13 protein-coding genes and 1 tRNA gene are annotated in these 16,755 nt (G+C 63.4%); all 14 read left to right on the forward strand.

All coding sequences use genetic code 11. The annotated features are described in order from the left end of the window. The coding region (locus AC5P7U_RS20405; protein ID WP_487247787.1) for an EF-Tu C-terminal domain-related protein at positions 1-141 on the forward strand (141 nt) is incomplete at its 5' end. Positions 142-243: 102 nt separating this feature from the next. Continuing rightward, positions 244-319: transfer RNA gene (locus tag AC5P7U_RS20410), tRNA-Trp, on the forward strand. A gap of 49 nt (positions 320-368) precedes the next feature. Then, positions 369-782, forward strand: a complete 414-nt coding sequence (gene secE / locus AC5P7U_RS20415; protein WP_004154361.1) for a preprotein translocase subunit SecE — start codon at positions 369-371, stop codon at positions 780-782. Between the two features lie 10 nt (positions 783-792). Beyond that, positions 793-1,353 (forward strand): transcription termination/antitermination protein NusG, encoded by a 561-nt coding sequence (nusG, locus tag AC5P7U_RS20420; protein WP_004154362.1) that lies wholly within the window; start codon positions 793-795, stop codon positions 1,351-1,353. 284 nt (positions 1,354-1,637) lie between these two features. Beyond that, entirely contained in the window at positions 1,638-2,066 is a 429-nt protein-coding gene (rplK, locus tag AC5P7U_RS20425; RefSeq protein WP_004145248.1) for a 50S ribosomal protein L11, read from the forward strand. Between the two features lie 4 nt (positions 2,067-2,070). Then, entirely contained in the window at positions 2,071-2,769 is a 699-nt protein-coding gene (rplA, locus tag AC5P7U_RS20430) for a 50S ribosomal protein L1 (protein WP_004154350.1), read from the forward strand. A gap of 384 nt (positions 2,770-3,153) precedes the next feature. Continuing rightward, positions 3,154-3,690, forward strand: a complete 537-nt coding sequence (gene rplJ / locus AC5P7U_RS20435) for a 50S ribosomal protein L10 (RefSeq protein WP_005408203.1) — start codon at positions 3,154-3,156, stop codon at positions 3,688-3,690. 63 nt (positions 3,691-3,753) lie between these two features. Then, a complete protein-coding gene (gene rplL, locus AC5P7U_RS20440) occupies positions 3,754-4,122 on the forward strand; it encodes a 50S ribosomal protein L7/L12 (protein WP_004154353.1) in 369 nt (122 codons plus the stop codon). Between the two features lie 307 nt (positions 4,123-4,429). Beyond that, positions 4,430-8,584 carry a DNA-directed RNA polymerase subunit beta gene (rpoB, locus tag AC5P7U_RS20445; protein ID WP_004154354.1) on the forward strand — a complete coding sequence of 1,385 codons (4,155 nt, stop codon included), beginning with the start codon at positions 4,430-4,432 and terminating at the stop codon, positions 8,582-8,584. Positions 8,585-8,671: 87 nt separating this feature from the next. Then, positions 8,672-12,895, forward strand: coding sequence for a DNA-directed RNA polymerase subunit beta' (gene rpoC / locus AC5P7U_RS20450; protein ID WP_004154358.1), 4,224 nt, complete (start codon positions 8,672-8,674; stop codon positions 12,893-12,895). Positions 12,896-13,179: 284 nt separating this feature from the next. Beyond that, positions 13,180-13,554: a 30S ribosomal protein S12 gene (gene rpsL, locus AC5P7U_RS20455; protein ID WP_004145320.1), complete on the forward strand. Its 375-nt coding sequence runs from the start codon at positions 13,180-13,182 to the stop codon at positions 13,552-13,554. A 12-nt stretch (positions 13,555-13,566) separates the two neighbouring features. Continuing rightward, a complete protein-coding gene (gene rpsG / locus AC5P7U_RS20460; RefSeq protein ID WP_004145321.1) occupies positions 13,567-14,040 on the forward strand; it encodes a 30S ribosomal protein S7 in 474 nt (157 codons plus the stop codon). A gap of 141 nt (positions 14,041-14,181) precedes the next feature. Next, positions 14,182-16,323 carry an elongation factor G gene (fusA, locus tag AC5P7U_RS20465; RefSeq protein ID WP_004154359.1) on the forward strand — a complete coding sequence of 714 codons (2,142 nt, stop codon included), beginning with the start codon at positions 14,182-14,184 and terminating at the stop codon, positions 16,321-16,323. 51 nt (positions 16,324-16,374) lie between these two features. Next, positions 16,375-16,755 (forward strand): GTP-binding protein (locus AC5P7U_RS20470; RefSeq protein ID WP_465161854.1); only part of this gene is annotated, 381 nt, incomplete at its 3' end.

Here is a 16,755-nt window from a genome sequence, read left to right on the forward strand (position 1 = left end):
GAAATGGTGATGCCGGGTGACAACGTCAAGATGGTCGTCACCCTGATCAACCCGGTGGCAATGGACGAAGGCCTGCGCTTCGCCATCCGCGAAGGCGGCCGTACCGTCGGCGCCGGCGTGGTCTCGAAGATCATCGAGTAAGCCTGCAGTACCGGTGGTTGCATAGCGCCGCCGGTTACGCGAATGGCGGGCCGGGAACCTCGGTCCGCCTTCGCCGTCTAAGGGAAGGCAAGTTTTAAACGTACGCCAGTAGCTCAATTGGCAGAGCAGCGGTCTCCAAAACCGCAGGTTGGGGGTTCGAGTCCCTCCTGGCGTGCCATCTGCCCACCTTATCCAGCGGCCTGGGCCGCTAAAGCAGACACAGCCGGATGAATAGCAAGATCGAACACTCCAAGGACAACTCCGCCCACGGTGGAGATATCGTCAAGTATGTCGCCGCATCGCTGCTGGTGCTGGCCGGTCTGTTCGTCTGGTTCTGGTTCTCCGCCGACTCCGGTCGCGCCGCCCAGCTGGGTGCGTGGGCGGGTCAGCTGCGTGCGTTGGCGGTCGTGGTCGGTCTGGTTGGCGGTATCGGCGTGTTCATGCTGACCGGCAAGGGGCGCGACACCCGCGAATTCCTCTCCGAGTCGCGCTTCGAACTGCGCAAGGTGGTCTGGCCGACGCGCCAGGAAGCCATCCGCATGACGTGGGTCGTGATCGTCGTGGTGCTCATCCTCAGCCTGCTGCTGGGTGGCTTCGACTTCCTGATCCAGAAACTGACTCAGTGGTTCCTGAGCCGCTAAGGAGAATTGCATGAAGCGTTGGTACGTCGTTCACGCCTATTCGGGCTTCGAGAAGTCGGTGGCGCAGGCCCTGCGCGATCGCATCGTCCGTGACGGCATGGAAGAGCGCTTCGGCGACGTCCTGGTCCCGACCGAAGAAGTGGTCGAGATGCGCGCTGGCCAGAAGCGCCGTTCCGAGCGCAAGTTCTTCCCGGGTTACGTGCTGGTCCAGATCGAGACCCACGAAGAAGCCGGCATTCCGCGCATCGACAACGAAAGCTGGCATCTGGTCAAGGAAACCCCGCGCGTGATGGGCTTCATCGGCGGTACCGCCGATCGTCCGTTGCCGATCGCCGATTCCGAGGCCGAAGCCATCCTGAACCGCGTTCAGGAGGGTGTCGAGAAGCCGCGTCCGAAGGTGCTGTTCGAGCCGGGCCAGATGGTCCGCGTTACCGATGGCCCGTTCAACGATTTCAATGGCGTCGTCGAAGAAGTCAACTACGAGAAGAGCCGTCTGCGCGTCTCGGTGCTGATCTTCGGTCGTGCCACCCCGGTCGAGCTCGAGTTCGGCCAGGTCGAGAAGGCCGTCTGACCTGACATGTAGAGTCGAGCCTGCTCGACTTTCCGTTCAGTCGAGCAAGCTCGACTCTACAGATGGAAACCGGGCTTGGCCCGGTTTCTTTCGTTTACGTGCCACTTCAGGCATGTGAAGAAAAAACCTGATATAGTGCGCGGCTCCCCGCTGGGAAGCCAGCAGGACGAGGCCACCGCAAGGTGGCCTTCGGCATGATTTCAAAACGCGATGCCGGGACGCGTGATTCCCGGTCCGATGGGGAGCCTGTTGTCGAAAGGCGCTAGCACCCGGAGAGCACTCACATGGCAAAGAAAGTTGTCGGTTACATCAAGCTGCAGGTGAAGGCCGGTCAGGCCAACCCCTCGCCGCCGGTCGGTCCTGCGCTGGGTCAGCGTGGTCTGAACATCATGGAATTCTGCAAGGCGTTCAACGCTGCCACGCAGAAGCTCGAGCCGGGTCTGCCGGTTCCGGTGATCATCACGGCCTACTCGGACCGTACGTTCACCTTCATCACCAAGAGCACCCCGGCTACCACCCTGCTGAAGAAGGCCGCTGGCATCTCGTCGGGCTCCAAGCGCCCGAACACCGAGAAGGTCGGCAAGGTCACCCGTAAGCAGCTGGAAGAGATCGCCAAGGCGAAGGAACCGGATCTGACTGCCGCCGACCTGGACGCCGCCGTGCGTACCATCGCTGGCTCTGCCCGTTCCATGGGCCTCGTGGTGGAGGGTTAATAAGATGGCACAGACCAAGCGTGAGAAGGCCATCAAGGCCGCCGTCGTTCCGGGCAAGGCATACGCCTTCGAGGACGCGATCAACATCCTGAAGAGCGCCACCAAGGCCAAGTTCGTCGAGTCGATCGACGTTGCCGTGCGCCTGGGCGTCGATGCGAAGAAGTCCGACCAGCAGGTCCGTGGCTCCACCGTGCTGCCGGCCGGTACCGGCAAGTCGGTCCGCGTCGCCGTGTTCGCTCCGGCCGGTGCCAAGGCTGACGAAGCCCTGGCCGCTGGCGCCGAAGCCGTCGGTATGGATGACCTGGCCGAGAAGATGCAGGCCGGCGATCTGAACTACGACGTCGTCATCGCGACCCCGGACGCCATGCGCGTTGTCGGTAAGCTGGGCACCGTGCTGGGCCCGCGCGGCCTGATGCCGAACCCGAAGGTCGGCACCGTTTCCCCGAACCCGGGTGAAGCCGTGAAGAACGCCAAGTCGGGTCAGGTCCGTTACCGCACCGACAAGGCCGGCATCATCCACTGCACCATCGGCAAGGCCGACTTCGCCGAAGACGCGCTGAAGTCGAACCTGACCGCGCTGCTGCTGGACCTGATCAAGGCCAAGCCGGCTACCTCGAAGGGCACCTACCTGCAGAAGGTTTCGGTCAGCTCGACGATGGGCCCGGGCGTCACCGTCGACCAGTCGTCGCTGACCCTGAAGTAATTGTTTGAAGCGGTCACGGTGCCCTGGGTGCCGTGACCGTGACATTTGAAGGCATCGCTGGCAGTGCATCGCCCGCGGTAGCCGTCAAAGACCGCAGGCGCGGTCGTGGCAATACCGGCGACGGGCACGGAAGCTCGATCTGGCAAGGAGTCGCCGCCGGAGCAGTCATGAGCGCTTAATCGATTCCCCGGAATCACCCTGCGTAGATGGTGCCCTTCTGGAGTTTTTCTGGTTCACGCATGTCTGGGATTTCCCTGATTGCCTCCAGGTCTGGAACGGCCCACCCCCCGGAACATCATCCCGATGTTCCCGGCGTCCAGGACGGATGCCGCACAGGACCGCACACGGCAGGAGCCGTAAGCGGAGTTCAATAGGAGGAGTGCAATGGCTCTCAATCTGTCCCAGAAGCAAGAAGTAGTCGCCGAGCTGGCAGACGTCGCCGCCAAGGCCCACTCCTTGATCGCAGCCGAATACGCTGGCACCACGGTCGCCCAGATGACCGCGATGCGCAAGCAGGCTCGTGAAACCGGTGTTTTCTTGAAGGTTGTCAAGAACACCCTGGCTTCGCGCGCCGTTGAAGGCACCGAGTTCGCAGTCGCCCAGGACCAGATGGTTGGTCCGCTGCTGTACGCGTTCTCGCTCGAGGAGCCCGGCGCTGCCGGTCGCCTGATCAAGGAAGCCGCCAAGGGCAACGACAAGCTGAAGGCTAAGGTCGTCGCCATCGGTGGCGAAGTGTTCCCGGCAAGCCACGTCGACGTGCTGGCCTCGCTGCCGACCCGCGATCAGGCCCTGGCCATGCTGGCCCGCGTCCTGACCGAGCCGGTCACGATGTTTGCCCGCGCCATCAAGGCCGTTGGCGAGAAGCAGGGTGGTGGCGATGTCGCCGCCGACGCTGCCGAGCCGGCCGCCGAGACCGCCTGAGTTTCGACTTACCGTGGTTCCTGACGGAACCTCAACCCAGAAAATCATCCAAAGGTATTAATCATGTCCCTTACCAACGAACAGATCGTCGACGCCATCGCCGAGAAGTCCCTGATGGAAGTGATGGAGCTGGTCAAGGCCATCGAAGAAAAGTTCGGCGTCTCCGCCGCCGCTCCGGTTGCCGTGGCTGCTGCTGCTGGCCCGGCCGCTGCTGTTGAAGAGCAGACCGAGTTCGTCGTCACCCTGAAGTCGGCCGGCGACAAGAAGGTCGAAGTCATCAAGGCCGTCCGCGCCATCACCGGCCTGGGCCTGAAGGAAGCGAAGGACCTGGCCGAAGCCGGCGGCGTCCTGAAGGACAACGCTTCGAAGGACGAAGCCGAGAAGATGAAGAAGGACCTGGAAGCTGCTGGCGCGACTGTCGAAGTCAAGTAAGCACTTCCTTTGCATCGTCATCGATTCACGGCGATGCAGCCAAGGCTGGGGGCGTAAGCCCCCGGCCTTTGGTCGTTTCATGCAATACAGGTTGTAACTGCGGCGAAAAGCCCAACACGGGCTGCGGTCAGACCCCGGCAGGCCAGCGCACGGCGCGGCAGCGGGGAGTGGTAGCAGACGAGTTGGCAGTTGGAAGTAGCGGGAGAAGGCGTGCTGGTGCCGGCAATACCAGCGACTTCCAACTGACAATTTCAAGTTCCCTTCAGGGTCGTGGACGCACGGCCCGCACAACAAGGTGGAAGACCTCATGACGTCCTATTCGTTCACCGAAAAAAAGCGTATCCGCAAGGATTTCGGCAAGCAGCGCTCGATCCTCGAAGTGCCGTTCCTGCTCGCCATCCAGGTGGATTCCTATCGTGAATTCCTGCAGGAAAACGTCGATCCGGCCAAGCGCACGGACCACGGCCTGCACGCTGCGCTGAAGTCGGTCTTCCCGATCGCCAGCTACAGCGGCAATGCCGCCCTGGAATACGTCGGCTACAAGCTGGGCGAGCCGGTCTTCGACGAGCGCGAGTGCCGCCAGCGCGGCATGAGCTACGGCGCCCCGCTGCGCGTGACCGTGCGCCTGGTGATCTACGACCGCGAGTCGTCGACCAAGGCCATCAAGTACGTGAAGGAGCAGGAGGTCTATCTGGGTGAAATCCCGCTGATGACCGAGAACGGCACCTTCATCGTCAACGGCACCGAGCGCGTCATCGTCTCGCAGCTGCACCGCTCGCCGGGCGTGTTCTTCGACCACGACCGTGGCAAGACCCACAGCTCGGGCAAGCTGCTGTACAGCGCCCGCATCATTCCTTACCGCGGTTCCTGGCTGGACTTCGAGTTCGACCCGAAGGACGCGCTGTTCACCCGTATCGACCGCCGCCGCAAGCTGCCGGTGTCGATCCTGCTGCGCGCGCTTGGCTACAGCAACGAAGAGATGCTGGCCGAGTTCTTCGAGATCAACACCTTCCACATCAACCCGGATGAAGGCGTCCAGCTGGAGCTGGTGCCGGAGCGCCTGCGTGGCGAAACCCTGGGCTTCGACCTCGCCGACGGCGACAAGGTCATCGTGGAAGCCGGCAAGCGCATCACCGCGCGCCACATCAAGCAGCTGGAAGCCTCGGGCATTGCCGCCCTGGCCGTGCCGGACGACTACATCGTCGGCCGCATCCTGTCGCACGACGTGGTCGATGCCTCGACCGGCGAACTGCTGGCCCAGGCCAACGACGAAATCACCGACGAGCAGCTGCAGAGCTTCCGCAAGGCCGGTGTCGATGCCGTGGGCACCCTGTGGGTGAACGACCTGGATCGTGGCCCGTACCTGTCCAACACCCTGCGCATCGACCCGACCAAGACCCAGCTGGAAGCCCTGGTCGAGATCTACCGCATGATGCGTCCGGGCGAACCGCCGACCAAGGATGCCGCGCAGAACCTGTTCCACAACCTGTTCTTCACCTTCGAGCGCTATGACCTGTCCGCGGTCGGCCGCATGAAGTTCAACCGTCGCGTGGGCCGCAAGGAAACCACCGGCGAAGCCGTGCTGTACGACCGCAAGTACTACGGCGAGCGTAACGACGAAGAGTCCAAGCGCCTGGTCGCCGCCCACGGCGACAGCTCCGACATCCTGGACGTGATCAAGGTCCTGACCGAGATCCGCAACGGTCGCGGCGTGGTCGATGACATCGACCACCTGGGCAACCGTCGCGTGCGTTCGGTCGGCGAAATGGCCGAGAACGTGTTCCGCGTGGGCCTGGTCCGCGTCGAGCGCGCGGTCAAGGAGCGCCTGTCGATGGCCGAGTCGGAAGGCCTGACCCCGCAGGAACTGATCAACGCCAAGCCGGTCGCCGCTGCCATCAAGGAGTTCTTCGGCTCCTCGCAGCTGTCGCAGTTCATGGACCAGAACAACCCTCTGTCGGAAGTCACGCACAAGCGTCGCGTCTCGGCCCTGGGCCCGGGCGGCCTGACCCGTGAGCGCGCCGGCTTCGAAGTGCGCGACGTGCACCCGACCCATTACGGCCGCGTCTGCACCATCGAAACGCCGGAAGGCCCGAACATCGGCCTGATCAACTCGCTGGCCGTGTACGCCCGCACCAACCAGTACGGTTTCCTCGAGACCCCGTACCGCAAGGTCGTGGACGGCAAGGTCTACGACGAAGTCGAGTTCCTGTCGGCGATCGAAGAAAACGAGTACGTCATTGCGCAGGCCAACGCGCTGACCAATGCCGACAGCGTGCTGACCGAGCAGTTCGTTCCGTGCCGCTTCCAGGGCGAATCGCTGCTGAAGCCGCCGGCGGAAGTCCACTTCATGGACGTCTCGCCGATGCAGACCGTGTCGATCGCGGCCGCGCTGGTCCCGTTCCTGGAGCACGATGACGCGAACCGTGCACTGATGGGCGCCAACATGCAGCGTCAGGCCGTGCCGACCCTGCGTGCGCAGAAGCCGCTGGTCGGTACCGGCATCGAGCGCGCCGTGGCGCGTGACTCCGGTGTGACCGTGAACGCCCGCCGTGGTGGCGAGATCGTGCAGATCGACGCCGCCCGCATCGTGGTCAAGGTCAACGAGGAAGAGATCGTTGGCGCCACCGACGCAGGCGTGGACATCTACAACCTGGTCAAGTACACCCGTTCGAACCAGAACACCTGCATCAACCAGCGTCCGCTGGTCCAGGTGGGTGACGTCATCGCCCGCGGCGACGTGCTGGCCGATGGTCCGTCCACCGACATCGGCGAACTGGCCCTGGGCCAGAACATGCTGATCGCGTTCATGCCGTGGAACGGCTACAACTTCGAAGACTCCATCCTGCTCTCCGAGCGCGTGGTGGAAGAGGATCGCTACACCACGATCCACATCGAAGAGCTGACCTGCGTTGCGCGTGACACCAAGCTGGGGCCGGAGGAAATCTCCGCCGACATCCCGAACGTTTCCGAGCAGGCGCTGAACCGCCTGGACGAGAGCGGCGTGGTGTACATCGGTGCCGAAGTCCGCGCCGGCGACATCATGGTCGGCAAGGTCACCCCGAAGGGCGAAAGCCAGCTGACCCCGGAAGAGAAGCTGCTGCGCGCGATCTTCGGCGAGAAGGCTTCGGACGTTAAGGACAGCTCGCTGCGCGTTCCGCCGGGCATGGACGGCACCGTCATCGACGTGCAGGTCTTCACCCGCGACGGCATCGAGAAGGACAAGCGCGCCCGTCAGATCGAAGAGTCTGAAATCAAGCGCGTCAAGAAGGACTTCGACGACCAGTTCCGCATCCTGGAAGCCGCCATCTACATGCGTCTGCGTTCGCAGATCGTGGGCAAGGTGGTCAACGGTGGCGCTGGCCTGAAGAAGGGTGACGTCATCAGCGACGCGTTCCTGGACGGCCTGAAGAAGGCTGACTGGTTCGCGCTGCGCATGAAGGACGAGGACGCCTCGGAAGCCATCGAACGCGCGCAGAAGCAGATCCAGGCGCACGAGAAGGAATTCGAGCGTCGCTTCGCCGACAAGCGCGGCAAGATCACCGCCGGTGACGACCTCGCGCCGGGCGTGCTGAAGATGGTCAAGGTGTTCCTGGCCGTGAAGCGCCGCATCCAGCCGGGCGACAAGATGGCAGGCCGCCACGGCAACAAGGGTGTGGTCTCCAACGTGGTGCCGGTCGAGGACATGCCGTACATGGCCTCGGGCGAAACCGTGGACATCGTGCTGAACCCGCTGGGCGTGCCGTCGCGTATGAACATCGGCCAGATCCTGGAAGTGCACCTGGGCTGGGCCGCCAAGGGCCTGGGTCGCAAGATCCAGGCGATGATGGAAGCCCAGGCGGCCGTTGCCGACCTGCGCAAGTTCCTGGACGACATCTACAACCACGACGACACCAACGTGGCCAACCGTGTCGACCTGTCGCAGTTCAGCGACGAGGAGCTGCTGCGCCTGGCCCGCAACCTGACCGACGGCGTGCCGATGGCCACCCCGGTCTTCGACGGCGCCACCGAAGCGGAAATCAAGCGCATGCTGGAACTGGCCGACCTGCCGAGCAGTGGCCAGACCCAGCTGTACGACGGCCGCACCGGTGAAGCCTTCGATCGCCACACCACCGTCGGTTACATGCACTACCTGAAGCTGAACCACCTGGTCGACGACAAGATGCACGCCCGTTCGACCGGTCCGTACTCGCTCGTCACCCAGCAGCCGCTGGGCGGCAAGGCGCAGTTCGGCGGCCAGCGCTTCGGTGAAATGGAAGTCTGGGCGCTGGAAGCCTACGGCGCGGCCTACACCCTGCAGGAAATGCTGACGGTGAAGTCCGATGACGTGCAGGGCCGCAACCAGATGTACAAGAACATCGTCGACGGTGAGCACGAGATGGTCGCGGGCATGCCGGAATCCTTCAACGTGCTCGTGAAGGAAATCCGCTCGCTGGCCATCAACATGGAACTGGAAGACAACTGATCCATGCCGGCGCGGCGGTCCGCCGCCGCGCCGCTGGCAGTCAACTGAAAGCCCATCGACACAGCATTCCTCCTTCTGGAGAACACCATGAAAGACCTGCTCAACCTCTTCAACCAGCAGCGCCAGACGCTGGACTTCGACGCGATCAAGATCGCGCTGGCCTCGCCGGACCTGATCCGTTCGTGGTCCTTCGGCGAAGTGAAGAAGCCGGAAACCATCAACTACCGTACCTTCAAGCCGGAACGTGACGGCCTGTTCTGCGCCGCCATCTTCGGCCCGGTGAAGGACTACGAGTGCCTGTGCGGCAAGTACAAGCGCATGAAGCACCGCGGCGTGGTCTGCGAGAAGTGCGGCACCGAAGTGACCCTGGCCAAGGTGCGCCGCGAGCGCATGGGCCACATCGACCTGGCCTCGCCGGTCGCGCACATCTGGTTCCTGAAGTCGCTGCCGTCGCGCATCGGCCTGATGCTGGACATGACCCTGCGCGACATCGAGCGCGTGCTGTACTTCGAAGCGTACGTGGTGACCGAGCCGGGCCTGACCGCCCTGGAACGCCGCCAGCTGCTGACCGAAGAGCAGTACCTGCAGGCCCGCCAGGAGCACGGTGACGACTTCGACGCCGCGATGGGCGCCGAGGCCGTGTACGAACTGCTGCGCACGATCGACCTGCAGTCGGAAATGACCCGCCTGCGCGAAGAAATCGCCGCCACCGGTTCGGAAACCAAGCTCAAGCGACTGACCAAGCGCATCAAGCTGATCGAAGCCTTCCTGGAATCGGGCAACCGTCCGGAGTGGATGGTCATGACCGTGCTGCCGGTGCTGCCGCCGGACCTGCGTCCGCTGGTTCCGCTGGACGGCGGCCGCTTCGCGACCTCCGACCTGAACGACCTGTACCGCCGCGTCATCAACCGTAACAACCGCCTGCGCCGCCTGCTCGAACTGAGCGCGCCGGACATCATCGTGCGCAATGAAAAGCGCATGCTGCAGGAATCGGTCGATGCGCTGCTGGACAACGGCCGTCGTGGCCGTGCCATCACCGGCACCAACAAGCGCCCGCTGAAGTCGCTGGCCGACATGATCAAGGGCAAGCAGGGTCGCTTCCGCCAGAACCTGCTCGGCAAGCGCGTCGACTACTCGGGCCGTTCGGTCATCGTGGTCGGCCCGTACCTGCGCCTGCACCAGTGCGGCCTGCCGAAGAAGATGGCGCTGGAGCTGTTCAAGCCGTTCGTGTTCGCCAAGCTGCAGCGCCGTGGCCTGGCCACCACCATCAAGGCCGCCAAGAAGCTGGTCGAGCGCGAAGAAGCCGAAGTCTGGGACATCCTGGAAGAGGTCATCCGCGAGCATCCGGTGATGCTGAACCGCGCGCCGACCCTGCACCGCCTGGGCATCCAGGCGTTCGAGCCGGTGCTGATCGAAGGCAAGGCCATCCAGCTGCACCCGCTGGTCTGCACCGCGTTCAACGCCGACTTCGACGGTGACCAGATGGCCGTCCACGTGCCGCTCTCGCTGGAAGCCCAGCTGGAAGCGCGTGCGCTGATGATGTCGACCAACAACATCCTGTCGCCGGCCAACGGCGAGCCGATCATCGTGCCGTCGCAGGACGTCGTGCTGGGTCTGTACTACATGACCCGCTCGCTGGAAAACAAGAAGGGCGAGGGCATGGCCTTCGCAAACATCGCCGAAGTCAAGCGTGCCTACGACAACCGCGTGGTGGAACTGCACGCGCGCGTCAAGGTCCGCATCACCGAGGTGGTGACCGACGAAGACGGCGTGAAGCAGAACAAGACCTCGATCGTGGACACCACGATCGGTCGCGCCCTGCTGGCTGAAATCCTGCCGGAAGGCCTGCCGTTCGCGCTGGCCAACACCGAGCTGACCAAGAAGAACATCAGCCGCCTGATCAACTCCAGCTACCGCCAGCTGGGTCTGAAGGACACGGTCGTGTTCGCCGACAAGCTGATGTACACCGGCTTCGCCTACGCGACCCGCGCCGGCGTGTCGATCGGCATCGACGACATGCTGATCCCGGACGAGAAGAAGGGCATCCTCACCGAGGCTGAAGCCGAAGTGCTGGAAATCCAGGAGCAGTACCAGTCGGGCCTGGTCACCGCCGGCGAGCGCTACAACAAGGTGGTCGACATCTGGTCGCGCACCAACGAGCGCATCGCCAAGGCGATGATGGACACCATCGGTACCGAGAAGGTGGTCAATGCCAAGGGCGAGACCATCGACCAGAAGTCGATGAACTCGCTGTACATCATGGCCGACTCCGGTGCGCGTGGTTCGCAGGCGCAGATCCGTCAGCTGGCCGGCATGCGTGGCCTGATGGCCCGCCCGGACGGCTCGATCATCGAGACGCCCATCAAGGCGAACTTCCGCGAAGGCCTGAACGTGCAGGAGTACTTCAACTCCACCCACGGTGCCCGTAAGGGTCTGGCCGATACCGCACTGAAGACCGCGAACTCGGGTTACCTGACCCGTCGTCTGGTCGACGTCGCGCAGGACGTGGTGATCACCGAGGTGGATTGCGGTACCACCGAAGGCCTGATCATGACCCCGATCGTGGAAGGCGGCGACGTGGTCGAGCCGCTGAAGGATCGCGTGCTGGGTCGCGTGGTGGCCGAGGACGTGTTCCTGCCGGGCAACGACGAAGATCCGATCGTCACCCGCAACACCCTGCTGGACGAGGCCTGGGTCGCCAAGCTGGAAGACGCCGGCGTGCAGAGCATCAAGGTGCGTTCGACGATCTCGTGCGAATCGGCCTTCGGTGTCTGCGGTCGCTGCTACGGCCGCGATCTGGCCCGTGGCCACCTGGTCAACATCGGTGAAGCGGTCGGCGTCATCGCCGCCCAGTCCATCGGTGAGCCGGGCACCCAGCTGACCATGCGTACGTTCCACATCGGTGGTGCGGCGTCGCGAGCTGCTGCGGTCGACAACATCACCGTCAAGACCACCGGCTCGGTCAAGTTCAGCAACCTCAAGTCGGTCGAGCACGCCAACGGCTCGCTGGTGGCGGTGTCGCGCTCGGGCGAAATCTCGGTGCTCGATGCCCACGGCCGTGAGCGCGAGCGTTACAAGCTGCCGTACGGTGCGACCATCACGTCCAAGGACGGTGATGCGATCAAGGCTGGCCAGACCGTGGCCAACTGGGATCCGCATAACCACCCGATCGTGTCGGAAGTGGCCGGCTTCATCCGTTTCATCGACTTCGTCGACGGCATCACCGTCATCGAGAAGACCGACGAGCTGACCGGCCTCGCTTCGCGCGAAATCACCGATCCGAAGCGTCGTGGTACCCAGGCCAAGGACCTGCGCCCGATCGTGCGCATCGTCGACGCCAAGGGCAACGACCTGTCGATCCCGGGCACCGACCTGCCGGCGCAGTACCTGCTGCCGCCGCGTTCGATCGTCAACCTGCAGGATGGCGCCCCGGTGGGCGTGGGCGACGTCGTCGCCAAGATCCCGCAGGAAGCGTCGAAGACCCGCGACATCACCGGTGGTCTGCCGCGCGTGGCCGACCTGTTCGAAGCGCGCAAGCCGAAGGATCCGGCGGTGCTGGCCGAGCGTTCGGGCATCATCAGCTTCGGCAAGGACACCAAGGGCAAGCAGCGCCTGATCATCAAGGACACCGATGGTTCGGAGCACGAAGAGCTGATCCCGAAGTACCGCCAGGTCATCGTGTTCGAAGGCGAGCATGTCACCAAGGGTGAAACCATCGTGGACGGCGAGCCGAGCCCGCAGGACATCCTGCGTCTGCTGGGTGTCGAACCGCTGGCGGCCTACCTGGTGAAGGAAATCCAGGACGTGTACCGCCTGCAGGGCGTGAAGATCAACGACAAGCACATCGAGGTGATCACCCGCCAGATGCTGCGCAAGGTCGAGATCACCGACCAGGGCAGCAGCAAGTTCCTGAACGGCGAGCAGGTGGAGCGCCAGCGCGTTATCGAGGAGAATGCGCGCCTGTCGACCCGCAACGAGCTGCCGGCGCACTTCGATCCGGTCCTGCTGGGTATCACCAAGGCATCGCTGGCGACCGAGTCGTTCATCTCGGCCGCGTCGTTCCAGGAAACCACCCGCGTGCTGACCGAAGCGGCCGTCCGCGGCACCTCGGACAACCTGCGTGGCCTGAAGGAAAACGTCATCGTCGGTCGCCTGATTCCGGCCGGTACCGGCCTGGCGTACCACAGCAACCGCCGCCGCGGCGCTTCCGGTCTCACCGAGTCGGAAATGCAGACTCTGGCCGGTACCCCGGCCGCGGTCGAGGCGCCGGTGGTTGAAGCCGAAGCTGAACAGGCATCGGGCGAAGAATGAGGTATCCGGTCCGGCCGCAAGGCCGGACCACCCCGTCGGTCCATCGATGGGATTGGGAAAGGGCAGGGGAGATCGTCCGCGATCGACCCTGTCAACCTGAACGGGGTACATGGAGGCCCCCCAGTAACGTCCCGGGATCAGGGACGGGCTTGACAGGAGGCGTTTGACTGCTTTCCTGGCAGGTTGCTACAATCGTCTGTCTCAGCAGGCCAAAATTTCGGCCTGCTTTAACATTTCCGCATCTCTGGTCGGATTTTCCGGCCACCAATCAGAAGAACCTACTGATGGCGACGATCAACCAGCTGGTCCGCAAGCCGCGGCAAGCGACCACCTACAAGAGTGCCTCGCCGGCGCTCGACAAGTGCCCGCAGCGCCGTGGCGTCTGCACCCGTGTCTACACCACCACTCCGAAGAAGCCGAACTCGGCTCTGCGCAAGGTTGCCAAGGTCCGCCTGACCAACCAGGAAGAAGTGATTTCCTACATCGGTGGTGAAGGCCACAACCTGCAGGAGCACTCCGTGGTCCTGATCCGCGGCGGTCGCGTCAAGGACCTGCCGGGTGTGCGTTACCACACCGTTCGTGGCTCGCTCGACGCCGCCGGCGTTGCCAAGCGTCGCCAGGCCCGTTCCAAGTACGGCGCCAAGCGTCCGAAGGCATAAGGAGAGACCACTATGTCGCGTAAGGGTAATACTCCGCAGCGTTCCGTCCTGCCCGATCCGAAGCACGGAAGCGAAACCATCGCCCGCTTCATCAACATGGTCATGCAGAGCGGCAAGAAGTCCGTCGCCGAAAAGATCGTGTATGGCGCCATGGACGTGATCACCGAGAAGAACAGCAGCGCCAACGCCATTGAACTGGTGCAGAAGGCTCTGGACAACGTCGCTCCGGCGGTCGAAGTCAAGTCGCGCCGCGTCGGTGGTGCCACCTACCAGGTGCCGGTCGAAGTGCGTTCGTCGCGCAAGATGGCCCTGGCCATGCGCTGGCTGATCGACTCCGCGCGCAAGCGTGGTGAGAACACCATGCCGAAGAAGCTGGCTGCTGAACTGATCGACGCCTCGGAAAACCGTGGCGGCGCCATCAAGAAGCGCGAAGAAACCCACCGCATGGCCGAAGCCAACAAGGCATTCGCCCACTACCGCTGGTGAGTTTGACGGCCTTGTAAAACAGGCAGGGCAGCACCACTTTGGTGCGTGCTGCCTCGCGGTCCCGGAAGGACTGCGCCAATCCGAAGGCCGCCGAAAGGCGGCGTTCGGCCATCCGAAATCCAAGAAATCTGAGAGGCTCCCGTGGCCCGTTCCACTCCCATCGAGCGTTACCGTAACTTCGGCATCATGGCTCACATCGATGCCGGCAAGACCACCACGTCCGAGCGCATCCTGTTCTACACCGGCAAGAGCCACAAGATCGGTGAAGTGCACGACGGCGCCGCCACCATGGACTGGATGGAGCAGGAGCAGGAGCGTGGCATCACGATCCAGTCCGCTGCCACCACCGCGTTCTGGAAGGGCATGGACAAGTCCCTGCCGGAGCACCGCTTCAACATCATCGACACCCCCGGGCACGTCGACTTCACCATCGAAGTGGAGCGCTCGCTGCGCGTGCTCGACGGTGCCGTCTTCGTCCTGTGTGCCGTCGGTGGCGTGCAGCCGCAGTCGGAAACCGTGTGGCGCCAGGCCAACCGCTACAAGGTGCCGCGCATCGCGTTCGTCAACAAGATGGACCGCACCGGTGCCAACTTCTACAAGGTCCGTGACCAGCTGAAGGCCAAGCTCGGCGCCGTCGCCGTGCCGATGCAGCTGCCGATCGGCGCCGAAGACGGCTTCAAGGGCGTCGTCGACCTGCTGAAGATGAAGGCCATCCATTGGGATGAAGCCTCGCAGGGCATGAAGTTCGAGTACGGCGAAATCCCGGCCGACCTGCAGGAAAAGGCTGAAGAAGCCCGCACCTACATGATCGAAACCGCGGCTGAAGCCAGCGAAGAGCTGATGGAAAAGTACCTGGGCGGCGAAGAGCTGGCCGAGGCTGAAATCATCAACGCGCTGCGTACCCGCACCCTGGCCACCGAAATCGTCCCGATGTACTGCGGTTCGGCGTTCAAGAACAAGGGCGTCCAGGCCATGCTGGACGGCGTGATCCAGCTGCTGCCGTCGCCGGTCGATGTACCGGACGTGACCGGTACCGACGTGGACGACGAAAACGTCGCCATGACCCGCAAGTCCGACGACAAGGCTCCGTTCTCGTCGCTGGCCTTCAAGATCATCACCGATCCGTTCGTCGGCGCGCTGACCTTCTTCCGTGTCTACTCGGGCACCCTGAACGGTGGTGACACCGTCCTGAACTCGGTGAAGGGCAAGAAGGAGCGCATCGGCCGCATCCTGCAGATGCACTCGAACAACCGCGAAGAAATCAAGGAAGTTCTGGCCGGTGACATCGCCGCTGCCGTGGGCCTGAAGGACACCACCACCGGTGACACCCTGTGCTCGATCGACCAGCCGATCATCCTGGAGCGCATGACGTTCCCGGAGCCGGTGATCTCGATGGCCGTCGAACCGAAGACCAAGTCGGACCAGGAAAAGATGGGCCTGGCCCTGGGCCGCCTGGCGCAGGAAGATCCGTCGTTCCGCGTCAAGACCGACGAAGAATCCGGCCAGACCATCATCTCGGGCATGGGCGAGCTGCACCTGGACATCATCGTCGACCGCCTGAAGCGCGAGTTCAACGTTGAAGCCAACGTCGGCGCGCCGCAGGTTGCGTACCGCGAAACCATCACCCTGGCTGACGTCAAGTCGGACTACAAGCACGCCAAGCAGTCCGGTGGTAAGGGTCAGTACGGTCACGTCGTGATCGAGCTGTCGCCGATCACCGCTGAAGACCGTGCCGATGCCAAGATCGCTCCGCTGATCAAGGACGACTTCCTGTTCATCAACGACATCACCGGCGGCGTGATCCCGAAGGAATTCATTCCGTCGGTCGAAAAGGGCCTGCGCGAAACCATCACCAGCGGCCCGCTGGCTGGCTTCCCGGTCGTGGACGTCAAGGTGAAGCTGGTGTTCGGTTCGTACCACGACGTCGACTCCTCGGAAATGGCGTTCAAGCTGGCTTCGTCGATGGCCTTCAAGCAGGGCTTCGCCAAGGCCAAGCCGGTGCTGCTGGAGCCGATCATGAAGGTCGAGATCGTGACCCCGGAGGATTACCAGGGTGACGTGATGGGCGACGTCAGCCGTCGTCGCGGCGTGCTGCAGGGTTCCGACACCACCGGTGACGGCTCCGCTTCGATCATCAACGCGATGATCCCGCTGGGTGAAATGTTCGGCTACGCCACTGCGCTGCGTTCGCAGACCCAGGGCCGCGCCACCTTCACCATGGAATTCGACCACTACGAGCCGGCGCCGAACAACATCGCCGAAGCCGTCATGAAGAAGGGCTGAGCCTCGCTCAGCCTCTCCTGAAAACCACTTACAAAATCAAGGTATAGAACAATGGCAAAGGGTAAGTTCGAGCGCACCAAGCCGCACGTCAACGTCGGCACCATCGGTCACGTCGACCACGGCAAGACTACGCTGACCGCTGCACTGACCAAGATCGGTGCCGAGCGCTTCGGTGGCGAGTTCAAGGACTACTCCTCGATCGACGCCGCACCGGAAGAAAAGGCTCGTGGTATCACGATCTCGACCGCGCACGTCGAATACGAATCCCCGGTCCGTCACTACGCCCACGTCGATTGCCCGGGCCACGCTGACTACGTCAAGAACATGATCACCGGTGCCGCCCAGATGGACGGCGCGATCCTGGTGTGCTCGGCCGCTGACGGCCCGATGCCGCAGACCCGCGAGCACATCCTGCTGTCGCGTCAGGTCGGC

It is taken from the genome of Stenotrophomonas sp. YJH_SMC_57, assembly GCF_059369755.1.

Excerpts from the sequence above, each read along its gene's own strand:
- secE (WP_004154361.1), top strand. The coding sequence starts at position 369 with ATGAATAGCAAGATCGAACACTCCAAGGACAACTCCGCCCACGGTGGA.
- nusG (WP_004154362.1), top strand. The coding sequence starts at position 793 with ATGAAGCGTTGGTACGTCGTTCACGCCTATTCGGGCTTCGAGAAGTCG.
- rplK (WP_004145248.1), top strand. The coding sequence starts at position 1,638 with ATGGCAAAGAAAGTTGTCGGTTACATCAAGCTGCAGGTGAAGGCCGGT.
- rplA (WP_004154350.1), top strand. The coding sequence starts at position 2,071 with ATGGCACAGACCAAGCGTGAGAAGGCCATCAAGGCCGCCGTCGTTCCG.
- rplJ (WP_005408203.1), top strand. The coding sequence starts at position 3,154 with ATGGCTCTCAATCTGTCCCAGAAGCAAGAAGTAGTCGCCGAGCTGGCA.
- rplL (WP_004154353.1), top strand. The coding sequence starts at position 3,754 with ATGTCCCTTACCAACGAACAGATCGTCGACGCCATCGCCGAGAAGTCC.
- rpoB (WP_004154354.1), top strand. The coding sequence starts at position 4,430 with ATGACGTCCTATTCGTTCACCGAAAAAAAGCGTATCCGCAAGGATTTC.
- rpoC (WP_004154358.1), top strand. The coding sequence starts at position 8,672 with ATGAAAGACCTGCTCAACCTCTTCAACCAGCAGCGCCAGACGCTGGAC.
- rpsL (WP_004145320.1), top strand. The coding sequence starts at position 13,180 with ATGGCGACGATCAACCAGCTGGTCCGCAAGCCGCGGCAAGCGACCACC.
- rpsG (WP_004145321.1), top strand. The coding sequence starts at position 13,567 with ATGTCGCGTAAGGGTAATACTCCGCAGCGTTCCGTCCTGCCCGATCCG.